Origin of the sequence: Rhizobacter sp., from assembly GCF_046595475.1 — a bacterium.
Lineage (GTDB): Bacteria > Pseudomonadota > Gammaproteobacteria > Burkholderiales > Burkholderiaceae_C > Rhizobacter.
This window is the reverse complement of record NZ_JBKJOQ010000046.1, coordinates 76,072-103,031: the sequence shown is the minus strand read 5'-3', so window position 1 is coordinate 103,031 and position 26,960 is coordinate 76,072. Positions and strand designations below refer to the sequence as shown.

Annotated in this window: 26 protein-coding genes; 2 read left to right on the top strand and 24 right to left on the bottom strand. The window is 63.0% G+C overall.

Features of this window, described 5'->3' with window-relative positions; translation table 11 throughout:
* From rplT to AC30QB_RS09230, 8 genes are all read right to left on the bottom strand, one after another.
* A partial coding sequence (gene rplT, locus AC30QB_RS09265; protein WP_489545919.1) for a 50S ribosomal protein L20 occupies positions 1-197 on the bottom strand: 197 nt, incomplete at its 3' end.
* Between the two features lie 37 nt (positions 198-234).
* Positions 235-438, bottom strand: a complete 204-nt coding sequence (rpmI, locus tag AC30QB_RS09260) for a 50S ribosomal protein L35 (protein ID WP_489545918.1) — start codon at positions 436-438, stop codon at positions 235-237.
* 121 nt (positions 439-559) lie between these two features.
* Positions 560-1,078 carry a translation initiation factor IF-3 gene (gene infC, locus AC30QB_RS09255; protein ID WP_489545917.1) on the bottom strand — a complete coding sequence of 173 codons (519 nt, stop codon included), beginning with the start codon at positions 1,076-1,078 and terminating at the stop codon, positions 560-562.
* A gap of 99 nt (positions 1,079-1,177) precedes the next feature.
* Positions 1,178-3,097, bottom strand: coding sequence for a threonine--tRNA ligase (gene thrS, locus AC30QB_RS09250; RefSeq protein ID WP_489545916.1), 1,920 nt, complete (start codon positions 3,095-3,097; stop codon positions 1,178-1,180).
* 195 nt (positions 3,098-3,292) lie between these two features.
* Positions 3,293-3,991, bottom strand: a complete 699-nt coding sequence (gene aqpZ, locus AC30QB_RS09245; protein ID WP_489545915.1) for an aquaporin Z — start codon at positions 3,989-3,991, stop codon at positions 3,293-3,295.
* Between the two features lie 65 nt (positions 3,992-4,056).
* Positions 4,057-5,139, bottom strand: a complete 1,083-nt coding sequence (locus AC30QB_RS09240; protein ID WP_489545914.1) for a patatin-like phospholipase family protein — start codon at positions 5,137-5,139, stop codon at positions 4,057-4,059.
* Positions 5,140-5,176: 37 nt separating this feature from the next.
* The gene (locus AC30QB_RS09235; RefSeq protein WP_489545913.1) at positions 5,177-5,698 is read right to left on the bottom strand and encodes a superoxide dismutase family protein; all 522 of its coding nucleotides are present in this window, start codon (positions 5,696-5,698) and stop codon (positions 5,177-5,179) included.
* A gap of 105 nt (positions 5,699-5,803) precedes the next feature.
* The gene (locus AC30QB_RS09230) at positions 5,804-8,137 is read right to left on the bottom strand and encodes a Tex family protein (RefSeq protein WP_489545912.1); all 2,334 of its coding nucleotides are present in this window, start codon (positions 8,135-8,137) and stop codon (positions 5,804-5,806) included.
* Between the two features lie 513 nt (positions 8,138-8,650).
* On the opposite strand from AC30QB_RS09230, the gene AC30QB_RS09225 reads away from it, so the two are divergent.
* Positions 8,651-9,535 (top strand): alpha/beta hydrolase family protein, encoded by an 885-nt coding sequence (locus AC30QB_RS09225; protein WP_489545911.1) that lies wholly within the window; start codon positions 8,651-8,653, stop codon positions 9,533-9,535.
* Here the strand turns inward: AC30QB_RS09225 and AC30QB_RS09220 are convergent, their stop codons facing one another.
* Together AC30QB_RS09220 and AC30QB_RS09215 are read right to left on the bottom strand one after the other, a co-directional pair.
* Entirely contained in the window at positions 9,536-10,816 is a 1,281-nt protein-coding gene (locus AC30QB_RS09220) for a TIGR03862 family flavoprotein (RefSeq protein ID WP_489545910.1), read from the bottom strand.
* Between the two features lie 53 nt (positions 10,817-10,869).
* Complete coding sequence (locus tag AC30QB_RS09215; RefSeq protein WP_489545909.1) at positions 10,870-11,082, bottom strand: hypothetical protein; 213 nt, start codon at positions 11,080-11,082, stop codon at positions 10,870-10,872.
* Positions 11,083-11,323: 241 nt separating this feature from the next.
* Here AC30QB_RS09215 and AC30QB_RS09210 point away from each other — a divergent pair, with 241 nt between their 5' ends.
* A complete protein-coding gene (locus tag AC30QB_RS09210; RefSeq protein WP_489545908.1) occupies positions 11,324-12,091 on the top strand; it encodes a DUF1223 domain-containing protein in 768 nt (255 codons plus the stop codon).
* Between the two features lie 38 nt (positions 12,092-12,129).
* On the opposite strand, the gene AC30QB_RS09205 is transcribed toward AC30QB_RS09210, so the two are convergent.
* From AC30QB_RS09205 to AC30QB_RS09140, 14 genes are all read right to left on the bottom strand, one after another.
* Positions 12,130-13,038 (bottom strand): SDR family oxidoreductase, encoded by a 909-nt coding sequence (locus tag AC30QB_RS09205; protein ID WP_489545907.1) that lies wholly within the window; start codon positions 13,036-13,038, stop codon positions 12,130-12,132.
* Positions 13,035-13,982 carry a glutathione S-transferase family protein gene (locus AC30QB_RS09200; RefSeq protein ID WP_489545906.1) on the bottom strand — a complete coding sequence of 316 codons (948 nt, stop codon included), beginning with the start codon at positions 13,980-13,982 and terminating at the stop codon, positions 13,035-13,037. Before AC30QB_RS09200 ends, AC30QB_RS09205 begins: the two co-directional genes overlap by 4 nt.
* Positions 13,979-15,616 (bottom strand): isovaleryl-CoA dehydrogenase, encoded by a 1,638-nt coding sequence (locus AC30QB_RS09195; protein WP_489545905.1) that lies wholly within the window; start codon positions 15,614-15,616, stop codon positions 13,979-13,981. Before AC30QB_RS09195 ends, AC30QB_RS09200 begins: the two co-directional genes overlap by 4 nt.
* Before the next feature lie 20 nt (positions 15,617-15,636).
* Positions 15,637-16,662 carry an NADP-dependent oxidoreductase gene (locus AC30QB_RS09190; protein WP_489545922.1) on the bottom strand — a complete coding sequence of 342 codons (1,026 nt, stop codon included), beginning with the start codon at positions 16,660-16,662 and terminating at the stop codon, positions 15,637-15,639.
* 17 nt (positions 16,663-16,679) lie between these two features.
* On the bottom strand, positions 16,680-17,123 hold the full coding sequence (locus tag AC30QB_RS09185; RefSeq protein WP_489545904.1) for a PaaI family thioesterase: 444 nt from the start codon (positions 17,121-17,123) through the stop codon (positions 16,680-16,682).
* Positions 17,124-17,144: 21 nt separating this feature from the next.
* Positions 17,145-17,936, bottom strand: coding sequence for an SDR family oxidoreductase (locus AC30QB_RS09180; protein WP_489545903.1), 792 nt, complete (start codon positions 17,934-17,936; stop codon positions 17,145-17,147).
* Positions 17,933-18,148, bottom strand: coding sequence for a hypothetical protein (locus tag AC30QB_RS09175; protein WP_489545902.1), 216 nt, complete (start codon positions 18,146-18,148; stop codon positions 17,933-17,935). Before AC30QB_RS09175 ends, AC30QB_RS09180 begins: the two co-directional genes overlap by 4 nt.
* 2 nt (positions 18,149-18,150) lie before the next feature.
* Positions 18,151-19,974, bottom strand: a complete 1,824-nt coding sequence (locus AC30QB_RS09170; protein WP_489545901.1) for an acyl-CoA dehydrogenase — start codon at positions 19,972-19,974, stop codon at positions 18,151-18,153.
* Positions 19,975-20,068: 94 nt separating this feature from the next.
* Complete coding sequence (locus AC30QB_RS09165) at positions 20,069-21,244, bottom strand: acetyl-CoA C-acyltransferase (RefSeq protein WP_489545900.1); 1,176 nt, start codon at positions 21,242-21,244, stop codon at positions 20,069-20,071.
* Between the two features lie 23 nt (positions 21,245-21,267).
* The gene (locus AC30QB_RS09160; RefSeq protein WP_489545899.1) at positions 21,268-21,849 is read right to left on the bottom strand and encodes an HD domain-containing protein; all 582 of its coding nucleotides are present in this window, start codon (positions 21,847-21,849) and stop codon (positions 21,268-21,270) included.
* 41 nt (positions 21,850-21,890) lie between these two features.
* On the bottom strand, positions 21,891-23,984 hold the full coding sequence (locus AC30QB_RS09155; RefSeq protein WP_489545898.1) for a 3-hydroxyacyl-CoA dehydrogenase NAD-binding domain-containing protein: 2,094 nt from the start codon (positions 23,982-23,984) through the stop codon (positions 21,891-21,893).
* A gap of 182 nt (positions 23,985-24,166) precedes the next feature.
* The gene (locus AC30QB_RS09150; RefSeq protein ID WP_489545897.1) at positions 24,167-24,862 is read right to left on the bottom strand and encodes an ABC transporter ATP-binding protein; all 696 of its coding nucleotides are present in this window, start codon (positions 24,860-24,862) and stop codon (positions 24,167-24,169) included.
* A 10-nt stretch (positions 24,863-24,872) separates the two neighbouring features.
* Positions 24,873-25,667 carry an ABC transporter ATP-binding protein gene (locus AC30QB_RS09145; RefSeq protein ID WP_489545896.1) on the bottom strand — a complete coding sequence of 265 codons (795 nt, stop codon included), beginning with the start codon at positions 25,665-25,667 and terminating at the stop codon, positions 24,873-24,875.
* On the bottom strand, positions 25,664-26,959 hold the full coding sequence (locus tag AC30QB_RS09140; protein ID WP_489545895.1) for a branched-chain amino acid ABC transporter permease: 1,296 nt from the start codon (positions 26,957-26,959) through the stop codon (positions 25,664-25,666). Before AC30QB_RS09140 ends, AC30QB_RS09145 begins: the two co-directional genes overlap by 4 nt.
* Position 26,960 lies beyond the last annotated feature (1 nt).

Sequence of the window (26,960 nt, the reverse complement as noted above, 5' to 3'; positions counted from 1 at the left end):
TTGATACGGGCAATCCAGAGCTGACGGAACACACGCTTCTTCGTGCGGCGATCGCGATAGGCATATTGCCCAGCGCGCATGACCGCTTGTTTGGCGATGCGGAATACGTTCTTGCGGCGACCACGGTAACCCTTGGCCAGAGCGAGAACTTTTTTGTGACGAGCACGTGCGGTTACACCACGTTTTACGCGAGGCATGTCTTTTCCTTATCTGAAGTAGTACTGAGACAGCCGGTCAAAGACCAGCGAAGGGCAGCATCTTGGTGACGCCGCCCATATCTGTCTTGTGAACGGAAGTAGCACCACGCAAGTGGCGCTTGGTCTTCGTCGACTTCTTCGTCAGGATGTGGCGCTTGAACGCTTGACCGCGTTTGACAGTGCCACCAGGACGCACGCGAAAGCGCTTTTTGGCGCTGCTCTTGGTCTTCATTTTGGGCATGAACTGCTCCTTCTAAATTGCTCCTGCAGGCGCCCGCAAAACGACTTGCGGTCTTGTAAGCCTGCAGAGGCTTCTTGCAACACCCTGGCGACCAAACCAGAGCGCTGAATTCTTCACATCATTACGATCGTTTCTTCGGGCCCAGCACCATGATCATCTGGCGCCCTTCGAGCTTGGGCATGTTTTCTACCACTGCCACATCGGCCAGCTCGTCGCGAATACGCTCCAGGAGGCGCATGCCGATGTCCTGGTGGGTGATTTCGCGGCCGCGGTAGCGCAACGTCACCTTGCCTTTGTCGCCATCTTCACTGATGAAGCGCCGCAGGTTGCGCATCTTGATCTGGTAGTCGCCTTCGTCGGTGCCCGGGCGGAATTTGACTTCCTTGATTTCGATGACCTTCTGCTTCGACTTTGCTTCCGCCGCACGCTTCTGTTCTTGGTACTTGAACTTGCCGTAGTCCATCAGGCGGCACACAGGCGGGTCGGCCTGGGCTGCAATCTCGACCAGATCAACGTCCAGCTCGCCGGCCATTCGCAGAGCTTCTTGCGTGGAGACGATGCCGAGCGGTTCGTTCTCTACGCCATTGAGCCGGACTTCCGGCGCCATGATCTCGCGGTTGAGGCGGTGCTTGCGCTCCACATTGGGAGTACGGCGGTCAGCAAAAGTAGCGATAGTTCAAATCCTTCAGTGGACTCCAAGGCAACAGAATCCAAAAACCATCAAACGCGTGCCCGGATTTCAGACTCGATTGGCAATGTCGGTCGCGATCTTCGATTGGAAGTCGGCGAGAGGCATCACTCCGAGGTCTAGGTTGCCACGAGCGCGCACGGCAACAGCCCCGTTTGCCTTCTCCTTGTCGCCTACGACCAGGAGGAACGGGGCCTTTTGCATCGAATGCTCGCGGATTTTACGAGTAATTTTCTCATTGCGCAAATCACATTCGACTCTAAGCCCTTGTTTTTGAAGCGATTTCGTCACTTCCCGGGCGTAGTCGGCTTGGTCGTCAGTGATATTCATCACCACAGCTTGCACCGGCGCGAGCCAAACCGGCAGCGCACCTGCGTGTTGCTCGATCAGGATTCCGATGAAACGCTCCAGGCTGCCCACGATGGCGCGGTGCAACATGAGCGGCGTGCGGCGCGCGCCAGACTCGTCCACATACTCAGCGCCCAGACGCTCCGGCATGTTGGGGTCTACCTGGATCGTGCCGCATTGCCACTGCCGCCCTAGCGCGTCTTTGAGCGTGTACTCCACCTTAGGGCCGTAGAACGCGCCCTCGCCCACGGCGATCTCGAAGTCGCAGTTGGAGCGCCGCAGGCTTTCCATCAGCGCGTTTTCGGCCTTGTCCCAGGATTCATCAGACCCGATGCGGGCCTCCGGGCGCGTGGCGACCTTGTAGATGATGTCGGTGAAGCCGAAATCTTTGTAGACGCGCTGCAGGAGCGCCGTGAAGTCGGCGCATTCATCCAGGATCTGCTCTTCGGTGCAGAAGATGTGGCCATCGTCTTGCGTGAAGCCGCGCACGCGCATGATGCCGTGCAGCCCGCCGGTCGGCTCGTTGCGGTGGCACTGGCCAAACTCGCCAAAGCGCAGCGGCAGCTCTCGGTAGCTCTTGATGCCTTGCTTGAAGATCAGAATGTGGCCGGGGCAGTTCATCGGCTTGAGCGCGTAATCACGCTTCTCAGACTCGGTCGTGAACATGTTGTCGCGGTATTTGCCCCAGTGACCGGTCTTTTCCCACAGCGACTGGTCAAGAATCTGCGGGCCCTTCACTTCCTTGTAGCCGTTGTCGCGGTAGACGCGGCGCATGTACTGCTCCACCTCTTGCCAAATCGACCAGCCCTTGGGGTGCCAGAAAACGGTGCCCGGCGAATGCTCATCGATGTGGAACAGGTCGAGCTCGCGGCCAAGCTTTCGGTGGTCGCGCTTCTCGGCCTCTTCGAGCATGTGCAGGTACTGCGCCAGATCTTCTTTCGTGGCCCAGGCCGTGCCGTAGATGCGCTGCAGCATCTCGTTGCGGTGGTCGCCGCGCCAATACGCACCCGCCACTTTCATCAGCTTGAAATGCTTGAGCTTGCCGGTGCTCGGCACGTGTGGGCCGCGGCACAAATCTTCGAACTTGCCTTCGCGGTACAGCGACACATCTTCATTCGCCGGAATGCTGGCGATGATCTCGGCCTTGTAGTGCTCGCCCAAGCTCTTGAAGTACGCGACTGCCTCATCGCGCGGCAACACCCGGCGCTCAACGCGCTCGTCGCGTCTCGCCAGCTCTGTCATCTTGGCTTCGATGGCCGTCAGGTCTTCAGGTGTGAACGGGCGCTTGTACGAGAAGTCGTAGAAGAAGCCGTTTTCGATCACCGGGCCGATGGTCACCTGCGCTTCAGGAAACAGCTCTTTCACGGCGTATGCCAGCAAGTGGGCCGTGGAGTGGCGAATGACGTCCAGGCCATCGGCGTCTTTCTCCGTCACGATGGCGAGTGGCGTGTCGTGCTCAATGCGGTAGCTGGTATCAACGACCTTGGCATCGGCGCCCTGCCCCACGCGCCCCGCCACTGCGGCCTTGGCCAGGCCGGCACCGATGGACGCGGCCACCTCGCCCACCGTCACGGGGCCTTCAAACTCGCGCTTGGAACCATCGGGCAACTGAACTGAAATCATGATGAGGAAACTCCGGAAACAAAAAAGCGCGGGGTGAGCCGCGCTTTTGAGAGATGACGAGAGATGACGTGATGAAGCCGCGGCCGACTAAAGCTGTTTGTGCCCTGTCGTAGTTCGCGGTGTCATAACCATGGTGCCCTTCTCGCTCTTGTGGATTGCAGAGGCCACGATTGTAAAACAGCCTCCACTCGGAACTCAGGCTTTTTCTTCACCCAGCCAGCGGTACAACACGCCGCCGATCACCGCGCCGGTGATGGGCGCCACCCAGAACAACCACAGTTGCGACAGCGCCCAGTCACCCACGATCAGCGCAGGGCCGGTGCTACGCGCCGGGTTCACCGAGGTGTTGGTAACGGGGATGCTGATCAGGTGGATCAACGTGAGCGCCAGGCCGATGGCGATGGGTGCGAAGCCGGCAGGCGCGCGCTTGTCGGTCGCGCCCATGATGATAAGCAGGAAGAAAGCCGTCATTACCACCTCGATCACAAATGCCGCAGCCAGCGAGTAACCACCCGGCGAATGCGCGTCATACCCATTGGAAGCTAGGCCGCCCGTCAGATTGAACCCCGCCTTGCCGCTGGCGATGAAATACAGCACTGCGGCCGCAGCCACCGCGCCGACCACCTGGGCAATGATGTACGCCGGCAACTCGCTGGCCTTGAAGCGCCCACCAGCCACAAGACCGATGGACACCGCAGGGTTGAGGTGGCAGCCAGAGATGTGGCCGATCGCGAAAGCCATGGTCAGCACCGTCAGCCCGAAGGCAAACGAGACACCGAGCAGGCCGATACCGACATTCGGAAAGGCCGCTGCCAGCACAGCACTGCCGCAGCCGCCGAGTACCAGCCAGAAAGTGCCGATCAACTCGGCCGCCGCACGCTTGGTCAGATTCATACCCTCTCTCCTTGTTGTGGTTGAGCGCGCTATTTGCCCACGCGCTACCCCGAGGCGTCAAGCGCTCACAAAGGCCGCGCCTGGATCGGCTGCCCGCCATTGACCAGCGCTGCGAACTCATCACGAAGGCGCTCGCTCTCGGACACGGCACGAGACCAGACCGCCATACGCGCAGCCACATCTTTCCCGTAGTGCTTGAAGTCGCCCCGGTCGGGCAGCTTCGCGTTGGGCAGCGTCTTGATCCACTCCGCCGAGGGCGAGATCACCACCACGTTGTCGAGCTGCGGGCTCGCGCGGTGGCGGTGCTTCAAGGCCTTGTCCAGCCAGCCCGGAATGATGGTCTTCTGGAAATGCGGGTACAGCACCACGCCTTCGCGCATCGAAGCGTAGTTCAGGTGCAGGTGATAGTCGGTGATGCCGCCGTCCCAATAGGCACCGCGGGGGGCGCCGGGAATGTCGTGTACAGCGTCAAGCAAGAACGGGATCGAGCAGCTGGCAAGGATGCTGGGCTGCAGGTTTGCCGCGTCCAGCGGCACCGAATGCGTGCGGTAATCGTATGTGTGCAGCGGCAACGGGTCGCGCGGGTCGGAGAAGATCACACGCTCGAGCCAGGCACCCATGGCCTTGCGGCTCACTACATTGGTAGCGAAAGCGCCCAGGTAGCCCAGCGGCGTGGTGAGTTTAGACAGGCGCCGCCCTTCACGCTTGAGCACGTGCCGCCCGCGGCTGGTGAACACATGCAAGCGAAAGCGCGGGTGGTTCAACACCTCGGCCTCGTGGCCGCTGAAATGCTCAACCAGTTGGGCGCCGAACACTTCGCTGACGTGGGTCGGCGTGGGTGGCTTGCCAACTTTGTGTTCGTATTGCTGACGGATGTAGTCGTCGGCCATGCGGGCGAAGGCCTGCCGGGGTTCGTTGAGGCAGGCCGTGGCCATGCGCCAGGCGCCAACGGAAGCGCCGATCAAATGGACCGGCTGCGCGGTAGCAGCCAGCCATTCACCAAAGATGTATTGGTCGAGCGGGCTGAGCACCAAGCCTTTGGGGCCGCCGGCCGCTGCGGGCACTACACGAACGTCTTGCGGCTGCAGCCCGCGCTCGCGCAAGCGTGTGCGAGCGCGTGGGCCGGCAAAAACTTCAAGCGCGCGCATGCCGCTTCGTCGTGCTCTGCGGTGCGCGTTCGACGCGTCAATTCAGTTTGATCACGCCGCAGGCGATGCGTGCGCCCGAATTTCCGGTGGGCTGGGTCTTGTAGTCATCCGGCGCGGCATGCACGATCAAGCCGCGGCCAACCACGTCTGCGGGGCCCGAGCCCACGCTCACACCGCTCAACAGAAAGCTTGTCGTCGCATTGCCGCTGGCATCGGCTTGCAGCGCAGGGATGTCACCCGCGTGGTGCTCGCCACTCTGCGGGCCATGCGGCTTGCCCGTTGGATTGAAGTGGCCGCCGGTGCTCATGCCATCACCGCTTGAGCAATCGCCCTTGTCGTGCACGTGCATACCGTGCTCTTGGTTTGGCTTGAGGCCACTCACTTTGGCGGTCACCACCACGCGGTCACCGTTTTGCTTGAAGCTCACTGTTCCAGCCGCCGTGTTGCCGCGTGTGGGCTCCAGCGTCGCGGAGGCTGACGGACCACTCGGGCCCATGCTTGTGCAAGCCCCCAATACAGCGACAGCCGCCAAAGCGGCGAGACCGATGACACGTTTCATAGCCAGCTCCTCCTGATGCGATTTCACGGTCGCCAAATGCAAACCGCGCCGCTCACGCGCCAAGAGGTAACTCCCGGGCCACGATGCGATCGAAAATTGTAGTCGTCACTTAGTCTGCAATTTGGCAAACGCGGCGGCCATGGCAGAACCCGCCGGTGGCTGCGCAACGGTGCGCGAGCCGCCTCCCGGCCGCTCGCCTCGGGTGGAAGGCCGATAGCTGTTGTCGCCTCGCTCGCCCCGCGGCGCGGGGGTTGCGTCCAGCTTCATGGTGAGCGATATGCGCTTGCGCGCCAGGTCGACCTCCAGCACCTTCACCTTGACGATGTCGCCGGTCTTCACCACCTCGCGCGCATCGGTCACAAACTTGTTGCTGAGCTGACTCACGTGCACCAAGCCGTCTTGGTGAACGCCCAGGTCGATGAAGGCACCAAACTGGGCGACGTTGCTCACCGTGCCTTCCAGCGTCATGCCGGGCTGCAGGTCTTTGAGGTCTTCCACGCCGTCATTGAAGCGCGCCACTTTGAAGTCGGGGCGGGGGTCACGCCCCGGCTTCTCCAGCTCGGAGAAGATGTCTTTCACCGTAATGGCGCCAAATTTGGCGTCGGCAAAGGCTTCCGGCTTGAGTGCACGGATGACGTCGCTGCGCCCCATCACCTCGGCCGCAGGCTTGGCCACCGCCTTGAGAATTTTCTCGACCACCGGATAGGTTTCGGGGTGAACGCCCGTCTGGTCGAGCGGGTTGTCGCCATTGCGAATACGCAAGAAGCCCGCGCTCTGCTCAAAGGTCTTGGCGCCCAGGCCGCTCACGTCTAACAGCTGCTGGCGGTTGCGAAAAGCGCCGTTGGCATCGCGCCAGCGCACGATACTGCCCGCCACCGCCGCGCTCAAGCCCGACACGCGCGAGAGTAGCGGCGCCGAGGCCGTGTTCAGGTCAACGCCAACTGAGTTCACGCAGTCTTCAATCACCATGTCGAGGCTTTTGGCCAGGTCGCTCTGGTTCACGTCATGCTGGTACTGGCCCACGCCGATGCTCTTGGGATCGATCTTTACCAACTCGGCCAGTGGGTCTTGCAGGCGGCGCGCAATGCTCACCGCGCCGCGCAGCGTCACGTCGAGCTCTGGCAGCTCCTTGCTTGCGTACTCGCTGGCCGAGTAAACCGACGCGCCCGCCTCGCTGACTACAACCTTTTCGATGTGGGTGGCCGGGGCCAGCTGCTGGATACGCTTGATCAGGTCGGCGGCCAGCTTGTCAGTCTCGCGACTGGCCGTGCCGTTGCCAATGGCAATCAGGTTCACGCCGTGGGATGCGCACAGGCGACCGAGTGTGTGAAGGGAGCCTTCCCAATCCTTGCGGGGCTCGTGGGGGTAGACGGTGTTGGTGTCGAGCACCTTGCCGGTGGCGTCGACGATGGCCACCTTCACACCGGTGCGTATGCCAGGGTCGAGCCCCATCACCACGCGCGGGCCGGCAGGTGCGGCCAACAGCAGGTCACGCAGGTTTTCGGCAAACACCTTGATGGCCACGCGCTCGGCTTCTTCACGCAGGCGGCTGAAGAGATCGCGCTCCAGGCTCAGGCTGAGCTTCACCTTCCACGTCCACGTGATCGTTTTGCGGATCAGGTCATCGGCCGCGCGCTTCGCATGGCTCCAGCCCAGGTGGATCGCGATGCGGCCCTCGGCTTTGGAAGGCTGCCCCGGCACCAGCTCTTCATCAAGCATCAGCTTGGCGTCTAGAAACTCCTGCGTACGGCCGCGAAACACCGCCAACGCACGGTGCGACGGCACGCGGTTGATGGGCTCGTCATAGTCGAAGTAATCACGAAACTTCGAGATGTCGGGGTTTTGCTCGTCTTTGCCATCCATCAGCTTCGAGCGCAGCAGGCCTTCGTCCCACAGCCACTCGCGCAGCTTGCCCACGAGAGCGGCGTCTTCGGCCCAGCGCTCGCTGAGCAGGTCTCGAACACCATCGAGCACCGCGAGCGCATCGGCAAATCCGCCTTCGGCATTGATGAAGGCTGCAGCCTCGGTCAGTGGGGTCAGAGATGGGTCGGCAAAGAGCCTGTCCGCCAGCGGCTCTAGCCCGGCCTCGCGGGCAATCATGCCCTTGGTGCGGCGGCGCGGTTTGTAGGGCAGGTAGATGTCTTCGAGCTCTTGCTTGGTGGGCGCCGTCTCGACAGCCGCACGCAACTCGGGCGTCAGCTTGCCTTGCTCGTCAATGCTCTTGAGCACCGCTGCGCGGCGCTCTTCCAGCTCGCGCAAATAGCCGAGCCGGGCTTCCAGGTCACGCAGCTGCGTGTCGTCGAGGTTGTCGGTCGCCTCTTTGCGGTAGCGGGCAATGAAAGGCACCGTGGCGCCCCCGTCCAGCAGCTCCACGGCTGCATTCACCTGGGCCGGGCGAACCTTCAGTTCGGCGGCCAACTGCAGAAGAATCTTGTTCAAAACGGGGGGCCCGTGGCAGGGCTGAAAAGGAAAGCGGCGGAGTTTGCCACACGGTCATCTCACCGCCTGGGGCCGAGGGCGCGCTTGAGGCACCGCTCACGGCTTCCCGGACCAGCAAAACGATGCCTCGTTGCAGTGGAACCGGCACGCATTTTATTTGCACGTCTGGACGAAAAAAGAGGAATCTCAATAGAAGCCTGTTCGGCGTGAGCATGCGAGCCCTGTCGCCAAGTGCCGGCAAAAAATTACAGAAATTGGAGTCAATTTAATAGGTAATTCTCGTTTTTTTAGAGGAGGTAATCGCATGTTTTCGGTAACTTGAAAAGCAAAACCGCGTTATTTTCCTTGACGTCAGGGAAACCGATAGGTGCCCTTAATTGAACGCTCGTGCAACATTGCACGGTCGGTCACAAATAGATAAGCCGTGACAGGCGCCGTGCGGCTCAGCGTTAAGGGCTCAGCCCCATCAATGCAGCAGCGGCAGATCCATCATCTACTTAGACAGGAGACAACATGAAAATCACAGCGCACATCGCAGGGTTTGCCAAGGCCTCTTTGTTCGTCGCAGCCATGGCCGTGTCGACCTTGGCAAGCGCGCAATACGAAAAAGGCCCGAACCCCACCGTTTCGGCACTTGAAACGACCGGGCCCTTCGCCACCCGCACCACCACCGTCTCGCGCGCCAGCGCCATCGGCTTCGGTGGCGGCACGATCTACTACCCCACCACCGCGGGCAGCTACGGCGCCATCGCCGTCTCGCCCGGCTTCACCGCCTACCAGTCGTCTATCAGCTGGATCGGAACCCGTCTGGCCTCACACGGGTTCGTGGTCATCACCATCGATACCAACACCACGTCAGACCAACCCGACAGCCGAGGCCGCCAACTCAAGGCTGCCCTGGACAAAGTGGTGAGCCTGAGCCGCTCCAGCAGCAACGTGCTCTACAACAAGGTCGACACCAACCGCCTGGCCGTTGCGGGCCACTCGATGGGCGGCGGCGGCACCCTGGCTGCAGCACGTGACTACCCGACGCTGAAGGCTGCCGTCCCGCTGGCGCCGTGGCACACCACCAAGAGCTTCTCGACGGTGCGCGTTCCGACGCTCATCATCGGTGGCCAAAGCGACACGGTTGCGGCCGTCGCTCAGCACTCGATTCCGTTCTACACCAGCCTCCCCGCCGCCACACCCAAGGCCTACATGGAGCTGGCCGGCGCGGATCACTTCTTCCCGCAAGCCACGGCCCAGTACCCCCTGGTGGGCAAGTACATGATTTCGTGGATGAAGCGCTTCGTTGACTCCGATACCCGCTACAGCCCGTTCCTGTGCGGCGCGCCACACCAGACGCAAATTGCGGTCCGCTCGAAGATCTCTGACTACCGCTCGAACTGCCCGTACTGATCACGGGTCGGCGCGCGGCATGTCGGGAGACAGGCCGCGCGCTGCCAGCCAGTGCAGCGCGCCCGCACCCGCGGCGCGCCCACTGGCAAAACATGCGGTGAGCAGGTAACCCCCGGTGGGGGCTTCCCAATCCAGCATCTCACCGGCACAAAACACGCCGGGCATGGCACGCAGCATCAAAGAGCCATCGAGTGACTCGAAACACACGCCGCCGGCCGTGCTGATGGCCTCGTCGATCGGCCGCGCCGCCACCACGCGCACCGGCAAGGCCTTGAGCAATTCAGCCAAGCGTGACGGGTCGTTCATCGCTTCGCGCGGTACCACCTCGTACATCAGCCCCGTCTTCGCGCCGTGCAGGCCCAGCCGGGCTTTCAGGTGTGTCGACAGAGAGCGCGGCCCCCTCGGGTGCGCCAGCTCGTCGCGCACCCATTCAAGGCTGCGCGCAGGCAACAGGTCGATATGCATCATCGCGCTGCCACGCGCAGCAATCTCTTCACGCAGGAAGCGAGACGCGGCGTACACCAGGCTGCCTTCCACACCCGTCTCGGTTGCGACGCATTCACCCACCTGAGAAAACGCCGCTCCATCGCTGCCTTTGAAAGACAGCCCCACCGACTTCAGCGGCAGCCCGGCATAGCGGTCGCGAAAGTGGCCTGACCAGCCCACGTCGAAACCGCAGTTGGACGCTTGCAAAGGGGCGATCGCCACGCCGCGTGGCTGCAGCCACGGTACCCAGGCACCGTCTGAGCCCAGCCGCGACCAGCTCGCACCGCCGAGCGCCAACACCACGGCGTCAGCGGCCACCACCTGCTCGCCCCGGGGCGACGCCATGCACAGCGCATTCACAGTGCCTTCTGCAAAGCCCACCCAGCGATGGCGCATGTGAAAGCGCACGCCACTTGCGCGCAAGCGCTGCAGCCAGGCGCGCAGGAGGGGCGCGGCCTTCATGTCGGTCGGAAACACACGACCCGACGAGCCCACAAAGGTGCTCAGCCCCAGGCCTTGCGCCCACTCGCGCACCTGCTGCGGGCTGAACCCTTGCAACCACGGCTCCACAGCACCGCGACGGCTGCCATAGCGCGACAAGAAAGGCTCGAGCGCTTCGCTGTGTGTGAGATTCAAACCACCCTTGCCAGCAAACAAAAACTTGCGGCCCACCGAAGGCATGGCGTCGTACAGGTCGACCTGCGCGCCGCCGGCTGCGAGCACTTCAGCGGCCATCAAGCCTGCGGGGCCGCCCCCGACGATGGCAACTTGAGGCAAATGAACAGGTGGAGTCATGGTGAATCGGCAGGCAGCGGGCTCGCATTGTCGGCGAGTGCGCGGTGCGCGATTCAAACCAGATCGATGGTCTCGTTGCCTATGGTCTGGATCGCAGACGACACACCCGACTGCGCCTTTTCCGGCGCTGAAGAAGCATCGCTGATGCCCGCGGCCAGGTCGACCGTCAGGCCCACCGCCACGTCCACCCATTTCACCCAGCCGGGCATGCCGTCTTTCATCGCGCCCAGTGCTTTCTCGAACTGATCCTGGCGGCTTCTCGGCACGCTCGACCGACTGGTTGAACTTGATCGTCGACTTGAGCAACTCATCCAGCACTTTCTCTACCTTGTCGACCTGCGTCGAAATCTTTCCCACCTTGTTGGCAGGGAGCATCTTCTTGGCTTCGGTCAGCGCCTTGGCCACCTGCAGCACACAAGATGAAAAAGGTAAGGCCGCGCGGGTAAGAAAAAGCCCGCATCCATCGACCAAGCGCACGATCAAGCCCAGACCCACCAAGGAAACACCATGCTCCAGCACATCAGAAGCAGCCTCGCAATGCTGGCCGCTGCTGCGGCCAGTACCTCCCTCGCCTCCCTCGCCCTGCCCGCCAACGCTCAGACCTGCCTGGCCCGAAGCGCCGCACAGGCCACGCCGGTGGTCGAGCTCTACACCTCGGAGGGCTGCAGTTCCTGCCCGCCTGCCGACCGCTGGCTGTCTCAGCTGAAAGGCGACGCCTCGGTGGTCGCGCTCGCCTTCCACGTCGACTACTGGGATCAGCTGGGTTGGGCCGACCGGTTTGCCTCACCAGATTTCACCGCGCGGCAATCACAGCAGCACGCCGTGAATGGCGCGCGCTACAGCTACACGCCGCAGGTTGTGATCAATGGCCGCGACCGCACCGATTGGCCGCGCGTTTCACCCAGCACCAAGGCCCTGGCTGCAGCGCCCACCGCACCCGTGCAGCTCACGCTGCAGCGGCAAGGCGAACAGTTCGAGGCCACCGTGCAAGCCGTGGCCAGCAGCGTGCGAGTCGCCGCCTACTGGGCCGTAACAGAAGACGATCACAGCAGCGCCGTGAAGCGAGGCGAGAACGCCGGCGTCATGCTCAAGCACGACGACGTGGTGCGCGAGCTGCTGCCGGTCGCTGCCTGGCAGGCCCAGCCCAGCCAGCCCACCACGCTGCGATTCACCCCCACCACGCGGGGCGACGCGGCGCACCCTCGCCAAATCAAGCTGGTGGTGGTTGACGCCGCATCGGGCCGCCCGCTGCAGGCCTTGAAGCTAGGCTGCTGAAGCTCGGGGGGCCGTTCGAGGGTTTGAGCCCCTCGCGCTCAGTCTGCCGAGCGCAGCGCTTCGCGCAATTGCACGCCCAGCTCGGGCTTGCCCGCAAAGGGGTCGGTGGGGTTGCGCACGCTCATCACGTCTTCCAAGCGCGTTTGCACGCTGCCCAGCGCATGCGGGTGGCTGAAGATGTAGAACTGGCGCTCCGCCACAGCGTCGAACACTTTCTGCGCGATCATGGCCGCCGTCACTTTGCCGCTGGACACAGCCTTGGTGCTCATGGCTTGCGCGATCAACTGACTCTTGGTGGGCTTGGCGTCGACCTTCATGTCGGCCGGGCGATTGCGCCCGCTGTTGTGTATGCCGGTCGGCACGAAGTAAGGGCACAACACCGAGGCGCCGATCTGGTCAGTGACCAACTTCAGGTCTTGGTACAGCGACTCGCTGAGCGACACCACCGCATGCTTGGTCACGTTGTAAATGCCCATGTTGGGCGCATTGAGCATGCCGGCCATTGAGGCGGTGTTGATGATGTGGCCCTCGTAGGCCGGGTCTTTCTTGGCAGCCTCCAGCATCATCGGCGTGAACACGCGCACGCCGTGGGCCACGCCCATCAGGTTGACGCCCACGATCCATTCCCAGTCTTTCAGCGACTGCTCCCAGATCAGGCCACCACCGCCGACGCCTGCGTTGTTGAAGACGAAGGTCGGTGCCCCAAAGCGCTCGAAGGTTGCGGCGCCAAGGGCCTCGACTTCCGCTGCCTTGGCCACGTCGAGCTTGAAGGGCAACACTTTGGCGCCCAGGCCTTCGATCTCGGCCGCGGCCGCATCGAGTGCGTCTTTCTGCACGTCGGCCATGACCACGTTCATGCCCAGGCGAGCGGCGATGCGCGAGGCCTCCAGGCCGAAGCCCGAGCCCGCGCCGGTGATGACGGCGGTACCGCCCATGAAGTTCTTCATTTGGTTTCTCCTGTTTCGATCTTGGGTTTCTTGACTTGATATCCGATGCGCGGGAAATGCACGTGCAGCATGCCGGCGCGTTCGTCGGTGCGGGCTATGACGACTTCGTGTTGATTCAGGCCGACCAGCGCGCCGGACACCAAATCGGTGGCGTAGTCGGTGGGTGAAACGGTCACGGCATCGCCCGCTGCAAAGCCTGCACCGGTCTCGACATGCACTTGCGCGTATTTGCTCGTGCTTGCAGCCAGCGAAATCGCATCGCCGCTAGACATTTTCTCGGGGGTGCCGTGGCCCAAAGCGGCCAGGCGCTCGTACCACGCGATCAGCTTGGGGAACGGCGTGAGCACACCCGCCACCGGCGGCGCGCGGCGGATGTACCAGATGGACTGCGCGACGGAGAAGTCGGCAATGCACGGCTTGGCGCCCAGCAAAAACGCGCGCCCATCGTGCAGCTCAGATTCGAGCCAGCCAAAGTAATTGGTCAGTTGCGCGACGGCATCGGGCACGGTGGCGCGACGCAGGCCCGGCGTCATGGCCGCGCGGTCGGCACCAAAGGCTTTCAGGAAATCGGGCGGTGCGTCGTTGAACAGGTAGGCCGCCCCGGCCGGTTGCATGGTGTACGGAATGGCCGACCAAAACAGCGTGGAATCAGCCCACTGCGCAAGCACATGCTGCAGGCCAGTGGCGGCCACCGGGTACAGCGGCGGCTGCGGCGCCATGGCGTCGATCACACGGCACATCAGCGCCGTGTCGCAGTAGATGTCGGCGCCCATCTGCAGAAACGGCGTGCGGCGGTAGCCGCCGGTCAGCGCCACCACATCAGGCTTGGGCAGCATCACGGGCACCCTGACCGACTTCCAGGCCAAAGCCTTGTAGCCGAAGATCAGTCGCACTTTCTCCGAGAAGGGCGAGCTGTCGTAGTGGTGCAGGATGATGTCGCTCATGGCGTGGCCCTGGTGATGATGGAATCAAAATCGGTGGCGGCGTTCAAGGTGCCGAAAGCCTGGCCCCAATCGCCCGCGAGGCGAGAGTGGCAGAAGGCCGTGAAGACGAAGTCAGGCGCATGCTGCTTCAGCATTGCAGCCTGCACGGCCAGCGCCACGTCTTGCGCGAGGCGGCGTGCATCGGTCTCGGCGCTGGCGTCGTCCACACGCTGAGGCAACGAATCGGCGAAGCGGTCAAAGGCCGCATGGGCCCCCCTCGCAGGCGACAGCTCGGCCATCAGTGCATCGGCAATCGCGCCGCCCTTGCGCAAGGCACGCAGCAGGTCAAGCGCCATGATGTTGCCGGCGCCTTCCCAGATGGAGTTGAGTGGCATCTCGCGGTAGATGCGCGCCATCACGCCTTCGCCCTGCTCTTCCACATAGCCGTTGCCGCCCAGGCACTCCATGGCTTCTTGCGCGAAGTGGCTGCCGCGCTTGCACACCCAGTACTTGGCCACGGGCGTGAGCAGGCGTGCCATCAAGGCCTCGTGCGCGTCGCCGGGTTTGTCGAAGGCACGCGCCAGCCGCAGGCTGAGCGCAGTGGCCGCTTCGCTCTCAAGCGCCAGGTCGGCCAGCACATTGCGCATCAGCGGCTGATCGATCAGCGCCTTGCCGAAGGCCTTGCGCTGCGCTGTGTGGTTGAGCGCGAGCGACAGCGCCTGGCGCATCAAGCCGCTGGTGCCCAGCGCGCAATCGAGCCGCGTCATCGTGCCCATCTCTAGGATCTGCGGCACGCCGCGGCCCTCTTCGCCCACCAGCCATGCCTGCGCGCCGTGAAACTCGACTTCCGAGCTGGCGTTGGCCTTGTTGCCCAGCTTGTCTTTCAGGCGCTGGATGCGGATGGCGTTCACGCTGCCGTCGAGCCGCCAGCGCGGCAGAAAGAAGCAGCTCAGGCCCGCAGGCGCTTGAGCGAGCACGAGAAAGGCATCGCACATCGGAGCCGAAAAGAACCATTTGTGGCCGGTGAGCAGGTAGCGCTCGCCCCAGGCGTCGCGACCTTCGTGCAGCGCCTGAGTCGTGTTGGCACGCACGTCGGAGCCGCCCTGTTTCTCGGTCATGCCCATGCCCATGGTCACGCTGGTCTTCTGCGAGGCGGGTACAAAACGCGCATCGTAGCGACGCTGGGTGAGCTTCGGGCCCCACTCGGCCGCGATGGCCGGGTTGCCCTTCAGTGCAGGTGTGACCGCATAGCTCATCGAGATGGGGCACAGCGTCGAAGGCTCCAGCTCAGTGAAGAGCATGAACCCCGCAGCCCGGTGCACGTGGGCGTGCGTGCCTTCGGCCCAGGGTGCCCCATGCAAGCCCGACTCTGCGGCCAAGCCCATCAAGGCGTGGTAGCTGGGGTGGAACTCCACCTGGTCAGCACGGTGGCCAACGCGGTCGTGGGTGATCAGCCGGGGCGTATGCACATTGGCCAAGCGCGCGTGTTCTTGCATCTCGTGTGAACCCACACGCCCACCGAGTTGTCTGAGTTGGTCGGTGTGAAGCCCGGGCGCATTGAAGCGCACGGCGTCGCGCAACGATGCGTTGCCCGTGAACAGGTTGCCACCGACAAAGGGCGCTGGCTGGTTGAACACCTCATGGCTTGGCTTCATGGCAGCCTCCACGACCCGCCCTAGATCAACTTCACCAATTGCTTGCCGAAGTTGCGGCCCTTGAGCAGCCCCACAAAAGCCTCGGGCGCGTCTTCGATGCGCGGCGCAATCGACTCGCGAAATTTGAGCCGGCCGGCCGCCATCAGGCCACCAAGCTCGGCCAGCGCCTCGGGCCAGAACTGCATGTGCTCGCTGACGATGAAGCCTTCGACCTTCAAGCGCGACTGCAGGATCAGATCGGGGCGCGCCATCGGTGTGGGCACACCGTCGTAGCCGGCGATCATTCCGCACAAGGCGATGCGGCCGAAGTCGTTCATGCGAAGCAGCGTGGCGTCGAACACAGCACCACCAACGTTTTCGAAACAGGCATCAATACCCTTGGGGGTCTGCGCTTCGAGTGCGGCAAGGAGCAACGCTGGCGTGGCGTGCGCCTTGTAGTCGATGCAAGCATCAAAGCCGAGCTCATTCACCACGTAAGCGCACTTCTCAGCGCCGCCGGCAAAGCCGACAGCGCGGCAACCGTGGGCCTTGGCCAACTGGCCGACCACGCTGCCCACCGCACCGCTGGCGGCACTCACCACCACCGTGTCACCCGCCTTGGGGGCACAGATCTTCATCAACCCGTACCACGCCGTGACCCCGGGCATGCCCAGTGAACCGAGGTAGGTGCTCAACGGCACACGGCTCGCATCGACCTTGCGCAGAGCACCCGGCACTTGCGCGTCAACACGTGCGTACTGCTGCCAGCCGCCCATGCCCGCGACCATGTCGCCGGCCTTGAACTTGGGGTGGCGTGACTCGATCACCTCGCCCACGGTGCCACCGAGCATCACCTGGTTCAGCGGCTGCGGTGGCGCGTAGCTCTTCGCATCGTTCATGCGCCAGCGCATGTAGGGGTCTAGCGAGAGGTAGTGGTGGCGCACCAGCACTTGGCCCTCACCCAGATCGGCCAAGCCGGGCAGCGGCGTCTCCACCAGCTTGAAGTTGGCGGCCGCGGCGTCGCCGCTCGGGCGGGACACCAACAGGATCTGTTTGTTGAGGGTGATCATGGTCGGCCGTGCTTTCAGTCAGACGCGTTGTCGCGGTGAATCTTGCGCCCGCCCGCAGGCAGGCCCTTGAGGTATTTGAAGGTGCCACTGGCCTGCGCCACCAGGGCGCCCTTCTCGTCGACGATGCTGGCCTCGCAAAAGGCAAGCGACGCCGTGGCATGCACGCGCCGGCCGGTGGCCAGCAAGCGGCCCAGGCCCGGGCGCATGAAACTCGTCTTCATCTCGACGGTGACCACGCCGATGCCGTTGCTCTGGCCTTCACCGCCGCGGTCGGGGCTGCGCGCGGCGTGGGCCATGGCCACGTCGAGCAGGGTCATGATCACACCCCCATGGGCCACGCTCCACGAGTTGCACAGCTCTTCGCGCAGCGTGAGCGCAATCTCGGCCTCACCGTCTTCGAACCTCAGCAGCTCGAAGCCCAGCAGCTCGACGAAGGGAATGTGGGTGTGGAAATTCATGCCCTTCTTTTCTCTGCTTTCTCAACTGCCGTGTATGGCCGACACGCCACCGTCCACCGCCAAAATCTGCCCGGTGATGTGCTTGCCCGCGGCCGAGGCGAACAGCAGCGCCGCGCCTTTCAGGTCGTCGTCATCGCCGATGCGGCCCAGCGGCGCGTTGCCGGCCAGCTTGTCGGCACCCACGCGGTCGATCGTGCCCTTGGTCATCTTGCTCGGGAACATGCCGGGCGCGAGCGCATTGACGTTGATGCCGTAGGCACCCCACTCGCCGGCCAGCGTGCGCGTGAAGTTGACCACCGCACCCTTGCTGGTGCCGTAGGCGATGTACTTGATCTCGGCCGATGCGCCCGACAAGCCCGCGATCGACGCGACGTTGATGATGCGGCCCTGCTTGCGCGGGATCATGCTGGCCTTGCCCACCGCCTGGCTCATCAAGAAGATGCTGCGGATGTTGAGGTTCATCACCTTGTCCCACGCTTCCAGCGGGTAGTCTTCGGCGGCCGCGCCCCAGGTGGCGCCGGCGTTGTTGACCAGGATGTCGATCTGGCCCAGCCGCGCCATGGCGTCAGCCACCACGCGATCAATCTCGGACGGCTGGCTGGCATCGGCGGCCAGCCACAAGGCTTCGATGCCACGCGCCTTCAGGTGCGCAGCGGCCTCTTGCAGGTCGCCTGCCTTGCGCGAGGTGAGGTACACCTTGGCGCCGGCTTCACCCAGCGACTCGGCGATCTGCAAGCCCAGGCCGCGCGAGCCGCCGGTCACGAGGGCGGTCTTGCCGCTGAGGTCAAACAGTTTCTGGATCTTTGTGCTCATGGTGTTTTCTTGTCGTGGTGTTGAATGGTTTCTGTCATGCGCGAACGCACGTAGACGAGTGCGAAGCCGATGACCGCCGCGAGGCCACCGACAACGATGAGGCTGTAGCCCAGGCCGGTGTCGGTGCGCTGCACCGAGAGCCCCAGGCCCACGATGAGCAAACCGCCGTAGACCAGCACCCAGATCAACGCGTCGATGGTGCTGGGCTTCATGCTCAAAACCAGGCTTCGTCCATGCTTCGGCAGGTGTCGTCGCGCGTCTCGACCACCTTGAGCCAGGCCGGCACGCGCGGCAACTCGTAGCGGAAAAAATAGCGCGCCGCCGCCAGCTTGCCTTGGCGCAAGGCGTCAGGTGCGCTCGAGGCCTGCACGCACAGCGCCAGGTCAAGCCATATCCAGGCCAGCACGGTGTGGCCGAAGCCTTGCAGGTAGGGCGTGGCATTGGCCAGCGCCTCTTCGGGCACACCCGTGGCCCAGGCCGCTTTGGTGGTGTCGCCCAGCAGCTTGAGCGCAGCCGCCAGTGCGTTGGCGGGCTCGGCCCACTCTTTGGTTTGCAGCGCGCGCGCGATGGTCGTGTTGATCTTGGCTGCCAGCAGTGTGAGGCCCTTGCCGCCATTCATCACGACCTTGCGGCCCAGCAGGTCGAGCCCCTGGATGCCGTGGGTGCCTTCGTGGATCATGTTCAGGCGGTTGTCGCGCCAATATTGCTCGACGGGATAGTCGCGCGTGTAGCCGTAGCCACCATGGATCTGGATGGCCAGGCTGTTGGCTTCCAGGCACCACTCGCTGGGCCAGCTCTTGGCAATGGGCGTGAGCATCTCCAGCAGCAAGCCAGCTTCGGCAGACGCTTCGCCGGTGTGCAGCTCATCGACCAGCTTGGCGCAGTAGAGCTCCAGCGCCAGAGCGCCTTCGCAGTACGACTTCTGCGCAAGCAGCATGCGCTTCACGTCGGCATGCTGAATGATGGGGATTTGCGGCTGCTTGGGGTTCTTGCCTTCGGGGTTGATGGGGCGACCCTGCGGCCGGCCCTTGGCGTATTCAAGGCTGGCCTCGTAGCCGGCGTAGCCCAGCATGGTCGCGCCCAGGCCCACGCCGATGCGCGCCTCGTTCATCATGTGGAACATGCACTTGAGGCCGTCACCGGGCTTGCCCACCAGGTAGCCAATGGCACCGGGCTTGCCACGCACCGCGTACTTGCCCTCGCCAAAGTTGAGCAGTGTGTTGGGGATGCCGCGGTAGCCGAGCTTGTGGTTCAGGCCGGCCAGCGCCACGTCATTGCGCTCGCCGGTCAGCCCACCTTCGTTGTCGACCAGCTTCTTGGGCACGATGAAGAGCGAGATGCCCTTGGTGCCCGGGATCAGCGCGCCATCGGGGCCAGGGATCTTGGCCAGGACCAGATGCACGATGTTTTCGGTGAGCTCGTGCTCGCCGTTGGAGATCCACATCTTGTTGCCGCGCAGGCGGTAGCGCGCACCGAGCGCATCACTCTCGAAATCATCACCGTCGGGCGTGGCGCGAGTGACGATGTCCGACAGGCTGGAGCCGGCCTGCGGCTCTGACAAACACATGGTGCCGAAGAAGCGGCCTGAGAACTCATTCTTCGCGAACACTTCTTTTTGCTGCGCCGTGCCGTGCGCCATCAGCAGGTTTGCGTTGCCGCTGGTGAGCATGCCGCCACCGCCCAAGCCGATGCTGGCTTTGGAGAAGAAGGTGTTGGCCGCCATCTCGACCACGCAGGGCAGCTGCATGCCACCGATGTCGTAGTCTTGCGCGGCAGCGAGCAGGCCCGATTCGACGTAAGCCTTGGCCGCGTCGTACGAGGCCTGCGGCAAGATGACTTTCTCGCCGTCGAAGTGCGGCTCTTCGGTGTCGGCCAGACGGTTGAAGGGCAAGAACTTCTCGCGCGCAATGCGCTCGCAGGTATCGAGCACCGAGCCAAAGGTTTCGCGCGAGTGATCGGTGAAGCGCTCGCGCTGGCTCAGCGCTTCGACATTCAGCCAGTCATAGAGAAGAAAGTCGACGGTGGTGCGGTAGGTCATGGCAACAAATGCTTCCGTTTGCCCTGAGCCTGTCGAAGGGCTGGGGGCATGGCACGAAGGGCTGCGACAGGCTCAGCCCGAACGGGAATGGCGCTTACAGCACCTCGAACACACCGGCCGCGCCCATGCCGCCACCGATGCACATGGTCACCACCACGCGCTTGGCACCGCGGCGCTTGCCTTCGATGAGCGCATGGCCCGTGAGGCGTTGACCGCTCACACCGTATGGGTGGCCGACCGCGATGGCGCCGCCATTGACGTTGAGCCGGTCGATGGGAATGCCCAGCGTGTCAGCGCAATACAGCACTTGCACGGCGAAGGCTTCGTTGAGTTCCCACAGGTCGATGTCGCTGACCTTCAAGCCCAGCTTCTTCAGCACCTTGGGCACGGCGAACACCGGGCCAATGCCCATTTCATCTGGCTCGCAGCCGGCCACGGCAAAGCCCAGGAAGCGGCCGAGGGGTTTGAAGCCGCGTTGCTCGGCGAGCTTTTCGTTCATCAGCACGCAGGCACCGGCGCCGTCGCTGAACTGGCTGGCATTGCCGGCCGAAATAACGCCACCCGGCATGGCGGGCTTGATGCCGGCAATGCCTTCGGCGGTGGTGCCGGCACGCAGACCTTCGTCGGCGCTGATGGTCACTTCTTTCGTGCGCAGGCCCAACACCGGGTCGGCCACGCCGGCGATGGTGGTGACCGAAATCATCTCGTCGTTGAACTTGCCGGCTTCTTGAGCCGCGCAGGCGCGCTGCTGGCTCTGTGCGCCGTAAGCGTCCATGCGATCGCGGCCTATCTTGTAGCGCTTGGCCACGTTTTCGGCGGTCTGCAGCATGTTCCAGTAGATCTCGGGCTTGTGCTCACGCAACCAGCTGTCGACCAGCATGTGCGTGTTGGCTTCGTTTTGCACGCAGGAGATGCTCTCCACGCCACCGGCCACATACACGTCGCCTTCGCCGGCAATGATGCGTTGCGCCGCTGTGGCAATGGTCTGCAGGCCACTGGAGCAGAAGCGGTTGATGGTCATGCCACCGGTGGTGACAGGCAGGCCGGCGCGCAAAGCGATCTGCCGTGCGATGTTGCTGCCGGTCGCGCCTTCGGGTGTGGCGCAGCCCATGATCACGTCATCGACTTCGGCCCCTTCGATGCCAGCGCGCTCTACCGCCGCCTTGGTGGCCAGGCCACCCAGCGTCGCGCCGTGAGTCATGTTGAAAGCACCCTTCCAGCTCTTGGCGAGCGGCGTGCGGGCGGTGGAAACGATCACGGCTGATGTCATGGTGTGTACTCCGGAGAAATAGGTCAGGCCGCTGTCGCCAGGGCCGGCATGTAGATGCTGTTCTTGGGCCTGGCGAAGACGCGGCGAACCATGGGCTCGAACTCGTTCATCGGCAAGGTCTCGCCCTTGGGGTCGAAGGCCGGGTTGTCGTACAGCGCGCAGAACTCTTCGGTGCGCGCGTAGTGCGGCTGGCCGGCGAACTGGTCGCGCAGGTTACGGTTGAGGCCCAGGTGATGGAAGAAGTAATAGCCCTGGAAAATGCCGTGGTGCTGCACCATCCAGTGGTTGGCTTCGCTGACGAAGGGTTTCAGGATGGCTGCGGCCACGTCGAAGTGATTGGCCGAACCCAGTGTGTCACCCACATCATGGAACAGCGCGCACACCACGTACTCTTCATCGCAACCCGCCTTCAAGGCGCGCGTGGCGGTTTGCAGTGAGTGGGTGTAGCGGTCGACCGGGAAGCCGCCGTAGTCGCCTTCGAGCAGCTTCAGGTGAGCCATCAAGCGGTCGGGCAAGCCGCGCGAGAACTCCTTGGATTCACTGGCGATGACTTGCCAGTCTTGCGCGGTGCTTTCTTCCATGCGGGTGAAGGTGGCGCGTTCCATGCTCGTCTCCTGGTGTTGGATGAGGTGAATGAGGCGAAGGGTCAGCTAAAGGTCTTGCCCTCAGCGGCCAGCTTGGCCAGCAAAGGTGCAGGCTGCCAGAACGTGGCGTCATCCAGCGGGTTCTGCGCAAAGCGCTTCATGGCGCTCACCACGTTGAACAGGCCTTGCGTATCGGCATAGCACATGGGGCCACCGCGGTAGGCGGGGAAGCCGTAGCCGGTGAGGTAGACCATGTCGATGTCAGAGGCCCGTGAAGCGATGCCCTCTTCGACGATCTTGGCGCCTTCGTTCACCAGCGCGTAAATCAGGCGCTGCACGATCTCTTCGTCGCCGATCTTGCGCGGCGTGATGCCTTTACGGGCCCGCTCTTTCTCGATCATCTCGACCACCGCCTTGGACGCAATCGCGTCGCGCTTGCCGGGCACGTAGTCGTACCAGCCCGCGTTGGTCTTCTGCCCGAAGCGGCCCATCTCGCACAAGAGGTCGGCCGTCTTGCTGTAGCTGAGATCGGGCTGCTCGAGCGCACGGCGCTTGCGGATGTACCAGCCTATGTCGTTGCCCGCCAGGTCACCCATGCGGAACGGGCCCATGGCAAAGCCCATCTTCTCGATGGCCTTGTCGACCTGCTCGGGCGTGGCGCCCTCTTCCAGCATGTAGCCGGCCTGGCGCGAGTACTGCTCGACCATGCGGTTGCCGATGAAGCCGTCACACACACCCGAGACCACGCAAGTCTTCTTGATCTTCTTGCCAAGCGCCATCACTGTTGCGAGCACATCTTTGGCGGTCTTCTCGCCACGGATCACTTCCAGCAGCTTCATCACGTTGGCGGGGCTGAAGAAGTGCATGCCGACCACGTCTTGGGGGCGTTTGGTAAAGGCCGCGATCTCGTTCACATCGAGTGTGGAGGTGTTGCTGGCCAGAATGGCGCCGGGCTTCATCACCTCGTCGAGCGCCTTGAAGACCTTCTCTTTCACGCCCATCTCTTCGAACACCGCTTCGATCACCATGTCGGCGTCTTTGAGGTCGGCGTAGTTGAGTGTGGTGCTGAGCAAGGCCATGCGCTGGTCGAGCTTGTCTTGCTTGAGCTTGCCCTTCTTGACCTGGGCTTCGTAGTTCTTGCGGATGATGCCCACGCCTTTGTCGAGCGCTTCCTGCTTCATCTCAAGCATGACGACGGGAATGCCGGCGTTGAGGAAGTTCATCGCAATGCCGCCCCCCATGGTGCCGGCGCCGATGACGGCCAGGCGTTTGATGTCACGCAGGGGAGTGTCGGCCGGTACATCGGGAATCTTGCTGGCCGCACGTTCGGCCACGAACACATGGCGCAGAGCACGGCTCTCGGGCGAGAGCATCAGGCTCTGAAAAGCCACCAGCTCAAGGCGCATGCCTTCGTCGAACTTCTTGTAGACGGCGTTGGCCACGGCCTCGACGCATTGCAGCGGTGCGGGGTAGTTGCGCGACATGGCACCCACGGTGTTGCGGGCAAACTGGAAGTAGGCGTCGGGGTTGGCGTGTTGGGCCTTCAGGTTGCGCACCAGAGGCAGCGGTCGTTTGTCGGCAACGTCTGAGGCAAAGGCCAGCGCGGCGGCCATCAGGTCACCGTCCACTAGTTTGTCGAACAGCTTTTGGCCGGGTGCAGCAGCGAGCATTTCGCTCTTCACGGGCTCGCCACTCACGATCATGTTGAGCGCGGTTTCAACGCCCAACACGCGCGGCAGGCGCTGCGTGCCACCCGCGCCCGGCAGCAGACCAAGCTTCACTTCAGGCAGCGCCACCAACGTGCCGGGTGACACCAGGCGGTAGTGACAGCCTAGCGCCAGCTCCAGGCCACCGCCCATACACACGCTGTGGATGGCTGCTACCACGGGCTTGCCGCTGCTCTCCACCGCTGCGATCACGCTCAACAAGTTGGGCTCGGCCATGGCCTTGGGCGAGCCGAACTCCTTGATGTCGGCCCCGCCCGAAAACGCCTTGCCAGCGCCTGTCAGCACGATGGCCTTCACGGCCTGGTCGGATTGGGCCCTCTCCAAGCCCTGGGTGATGCCCAGACGCGTGGCGTGACCGAGGCCGTTCACGGGCGGGTTGTCGAGTGTGATGACGGCAATGCTGCCGCGCAGTTCATAGGTGGCGCTCATGGCGGGGGCCCTGGGTAAGACGTCAGTAGGACATCAGAAAAACAGCTAAAAACGAACGACCGTTCGAGTCTAGAAAACAAAGCAGCCGGCTCCTGTCCCTTCAGCGACAAACCGCGTTTTCAGCGGCGAAGTCACAGGAGAAACAGTGCCGGCTGGAGGTGCTGGCAGAGCGAAACGAGATCTTAGACCTCGAGCCACTCCTTGCGTATATCCGCGTTGGCACGCAGCTGATCCGGAGTGCCTTCGAACACCACCTGGCCGTGGCCCATCACGTAGCAGCGCTCGGAAATCTCCATCGCGATGGTCAGCTTTTGCTCAACGAGCAACACCGAAACACCGCGGCGCTTCAGCTCTTTGAGGTAGAGCGCCACCTGCTCCACGATCTTGGGTGCAAGGCCCTCGGTGGGCTCGTCGATCATGATGAGATCGGGGTCGCCCATCAGGGTGCGGCACAGCGTAAGCATCTGCTGCTCGCCGCCCGACAGCACGCCAGCCTCGGTGTGCTGACGCTCTTTGAGCCGCGGGAACAGGGCATACATGTCGTCGAAGGACCAGCGCGGCTTCGTCTTCTTGCCTTTCTCGCCAAGCATCAGATTTTGGTGCACGGTGAGCTTGGGGAAAATGTCGCGGTTTTCGGGCACGTAGCCGATGCCTGCATGGGCGATCTGGAAGGCCTTGTGGCCCAGGATTTCCTTGTCGCGCCACTTGATCGAGCCTTGCCCCTCCACCAGGCCCATGATGGCCTTGACGGTGGTTGAGCGGCCAGAGCCGTTGCGGCCCAGCAGGCTCACGATCTCGCCCGGTTTTACGTTGAGAGACACGCCATGCAGCACATGGCTCTTGCCGTAGTAGGCATGCAGGTCTTGCAAATTCAACATGGTCATGAGTTCAATGCCCCGCAGCTTGCTGTTCGGCGGCTGTGCCGAGGTAGGCCTCTTGCACGCGCGGGTTGGCGCGTACCGCATCGGGCGTGTCGAAGGCAATCACTTCGCCGTACACGAGCACGGCGATCTTGTCGGCCAGGCCGAAGACCACGCCCATGTCGTGCTCCACCGTCAACAGTGTCTTGCCCACCGTCACCTCACGAATCAACTGGATGAAGTTGGAGGTTTCGCTCTTGCTCATGCCGACCGTAGGCTCATCTAGCAAGATGACGCTGGCGCCGCCAGCCATGGTGATGCCGATCTCGAGCGCACGCTGCTCGGCGTAGGTGAGGTTCACGGCGGCGATGTCGCGCTTCTTGTCGAGCTTGATCATCTTCAGCACTTCTTCGGTGCGGTCGTTGGCGTCGTGCAGGTCGGCCAGGAACTTCCAGAACACATAGCGGTAGCCCATGGACCACAGCACTGCGCAGCGAATGTTCTCGAACACCGACAACTTGCCAAAGAGGTTGGACACCTGGAAGCTGCGCGCAAGACCCTTGCGGCTGATCTCGAAAGGCCGCAGCCCATCGATGCGCTCGCCGTGCAGACGAATCTGGCCGCTGCTCAGACCGAAGCGCCCGCTGATCAGGTTGAACAGAGTGGACTTGCCGGCGCCGTTGGGGCCGATGATGGCCACGCGTTCGCCTTCCTTCACTTGCAGCTGGGCTCCGCGAATGATCTCGGTCTTGCCGAAATTCTTGCGCACGTCGTCGAGCTCGACTGCCCATGCGCCCTTGCTTGAAATGGGGCCCTGGCTCATACGCTACCTCTGCGATGGAGTTCTTTTTCGATTTCTTCCTGAATGCTGCCCCACTCCAGTGCAAACCTGCGCCGCACCAGCTCGAACAGCAAAACACCCACCACGAACAACGCGGCCGAGCCCAACCACGTATTCATGCTCTGAACGTTGAGCATCGTGCCAAGGAAGCGCACTTCGTTGCCAGAGCCGCCCTCGAACTGAAGGTGATAGACCATCTCAATCATGGCTGCGATGCCCGCCAACCACAGCAGGGATGTCGCGGCGAGGCCGAGATAACCAAGCCAAAGGCGCTTGAATTTTCCGAAAGTCGCGACGCGCAGGTTCATCATGATCAAGCTCGAGATGCCGCCGGGGGCAAACATCACCATCACCAAGAAAACCAGGCCCAGGTAGATGAGCCAGGCCTTGGTGATCTCAGAGAAGAGCACCAACGCCAACACCGACAGCATCGCCCCGATGATGGGGCCGAAGAAGAACACTGCGCCGCCCAAAAAGGTGAACAACAGGTAGGCGCCCGAGCGACCGGCATTCACCGACTCAGCCGTCACGATCTCGAAGTTGAGCGCCGTGAGGCCACCACCAATGCCGGCAAAAAAGCCCGCAATGATGAAGGCCAGATAGCGCACAACCTGGGTGTTGTAGCCCACGAACTCCACACGCTCGGGGTTGTCGCGCACAGCATTGAGCATGCGGCCGAACGGCGTGCGCGTCAGCATGAACATGAGGCCTGTGCAGATGAAGCAGTACACGGCGATGAGGTAGTACACCTGGATCTGCGGGCCGAAGGTGATACCCAGGAAGGGCTGGCCCGCCACGCGATTGGAGCTGATGCCACCCTCGCCGCCGAAGAAATAGGGAAACATGAGCGACATGGCGAACACCAACTCGCCCACGCCCAGCGTGATCATGGCGAAGGTGTTGGCAGCCTTCTTGGTGGTGACCCAGCCTAGCAAGGCCGCGATGCCCGCACCGGCAAGACCCCCAACCACCGGCACCAAGCTCACCGGCAACGGAAGCGCGCCAGAGCCGATGAGGTTGAGCGCGTGGATGGCAAAAAACGCGCCAAGCCCCGTGTAAACGGCATGCCCGAAGCTGAGCATGCCACCCTGCCCCAACAGCATGTTGTAGCTCAGGCAGATGATGATCATGTAGCCCATCTGGGACAACACGGTCAGCGCCAGGCTGCTCTTGAACATCAGCGGCGCCACGGCCAACAGCAGGGCGAAGCCGCCCCAGACGAACAGGCGGCCGATGTTGAAGGGTTTGAACTGAAAGTAGTTTGTTTTGCTCATC

Excerpts from the sequence above, each read along its gene's own strand:
- AC30QB_RS09195 (WP_489545905.1), bottom strand. The coding sequence starts at position 15,616 with ATGAAGCCAAGCCATGAGGTGTTCAACCAGCCAGCGCCCTTTGTCGGT.
- AC30QB_RS09155 (WP_489545898.1), bottom strand. The coding sequence starts at position 23,984 with ATGAGCGCCACCTATGAACTGCGCGGCAGCATTGCCGTCATCACACTC.
- aqpZ (WP_489545915.1), bottom strand. The coding sequence starts at position 3,991 with ATGAATCTGACCAAGCGTGCGGCGGCCGAGTTGATCGGCACTTTCTGG.
- AC30QB_RS09170 (WP_489545901.1), bottom strand. The coding sequence starts at position 19,974 with ATGACCTACCGCACCACCGTCGACTTTCTTCTCTATGACTGGCTGAAT.
- AC30QB_RS09240 (WP_489545914.1), bottom strand. The coding sequence starts at position 5,139 with ATGCGCGCGCTTGAAGTTTTTGCCGGCCCACGCGCTCGCACACGCTTG.
- AC30QB_RS09160 (WP_489545899.1), bottom strand. The coding sequence starts at position 21,849 with ATGGAACGCGCCACCTTCACCCGCATGGAAGAAAGCACCGCGCAAGAC.
- AC30QB_RS09200 (WP_489545906.1), bottom strand. The coding sequence starts at position 13,982 with ATGAGCGACATCATCCTGCACCACTACGACAGCTCGCCCTTCTCGGAG.
- AC30QB_RS09175 (WP_489545902.1), bottom strand. The coding sequence starts at position 18,148 with ATGAAGCCCAGCACCATCGACGCGTTGATCTGGGTGCTGGTCTACGGC.
- AC30QB_RS09180 (WP_489545903.1), bottom strand. The coding sequence starts at position 17,936 with ATGAGCACAAAGATCCAGAAACTGTTTGACCTCAGCGGCAAGACCGCC.
- AC30QB_RS09165 (WP_489545900.1), bottom strand. The coding sequence starts at position 21,244 with ATGACATCAGCCGTGATCGTTTCCACCGCCCGCACGCCGCTCGCCAAG.
- AC30QB_RS09150 (WP_489545897.1), bottom strand. The coding sequence starts at position 24,862 with ATGTTGAATTTGCAAGACCTGCATGCCTACTACGGCAAGAGCCATGTG.
- AC30QB_RS09225 (WP_489545911.1), top strand. The coding sequence starts at position 8,651 with ATGAAAATCACAGCGCACATCGCAGGGTTTGCCAAGGCCTCTTTGTTC.
- AC30QB_RS09205 (WP_489545907.1), bottom strand. The coding sequence starts at position 13,038 with ATGAAGAACTTCATGGGCGGTACCGCCGTCATCACCGGCGCGGGCTCG.
- AC30QB_RS09235 (WP_489545913.1), bottom strand. The coding sequence starts at position 5,698 with ATGAAACGTGTCATCGGTCTCGCCGCTTTGGCGGCTGTCGCTGTATTG.
- AC30QB_RS09210 (WP_489545908.1), top strand. The coding sequence starts at position 11,324 with ATGCTCCAGCACATCAGAAGCAGCCTCGCAATGCTGGCCGCTGCTGCG.
- AC30QB_RS09185 (WP_489545904.1), bottom strand. The coding sequence starts at position 17,123 with ATGAATTTCCACACCCACATTCCCTTCGTCGAGCTGCTGGGCTTCGAG.
- AC30QB_RS09145 (WP_489545896.1), bottom strand. The coding sequence starts at position 25,667 with ATGAGCCAGGGCCCCATTTCAAGCAAGGGCGCATGGGCAGTCGAGCTC.
- thrS (WP_489545916.1), bottom strand. The coding sequence starts at position 3,097 with ATGATTTCAGTTCAGTTGCCCGATGGTTCCAAGCGCGAGTTTGAAGGC.
- AC30QB_RS09140 (WP_489545895.1), bottom strand. The coding sequence starts at position 26,959 with ATGAGCAAAACAAACTACTTTCAGTTCAAACCCTTCAACATCGGCCGC.
- AC30QB_RS09220 (WP_489545910.1), bottom strand. The coding sequence starts at position 10,816 with ATGACTCCACCTGTTCATTTGCCTCAAGTTGCCATCGTCGGGGGCGGC.
- rpmI (WP_489545918.1), bottom strand. The coding sequence starts at position 438 with ATGCCCAAAATGAAGACCAAGAGCAGCGCCAAAAAGCGCTTTCGCGTG.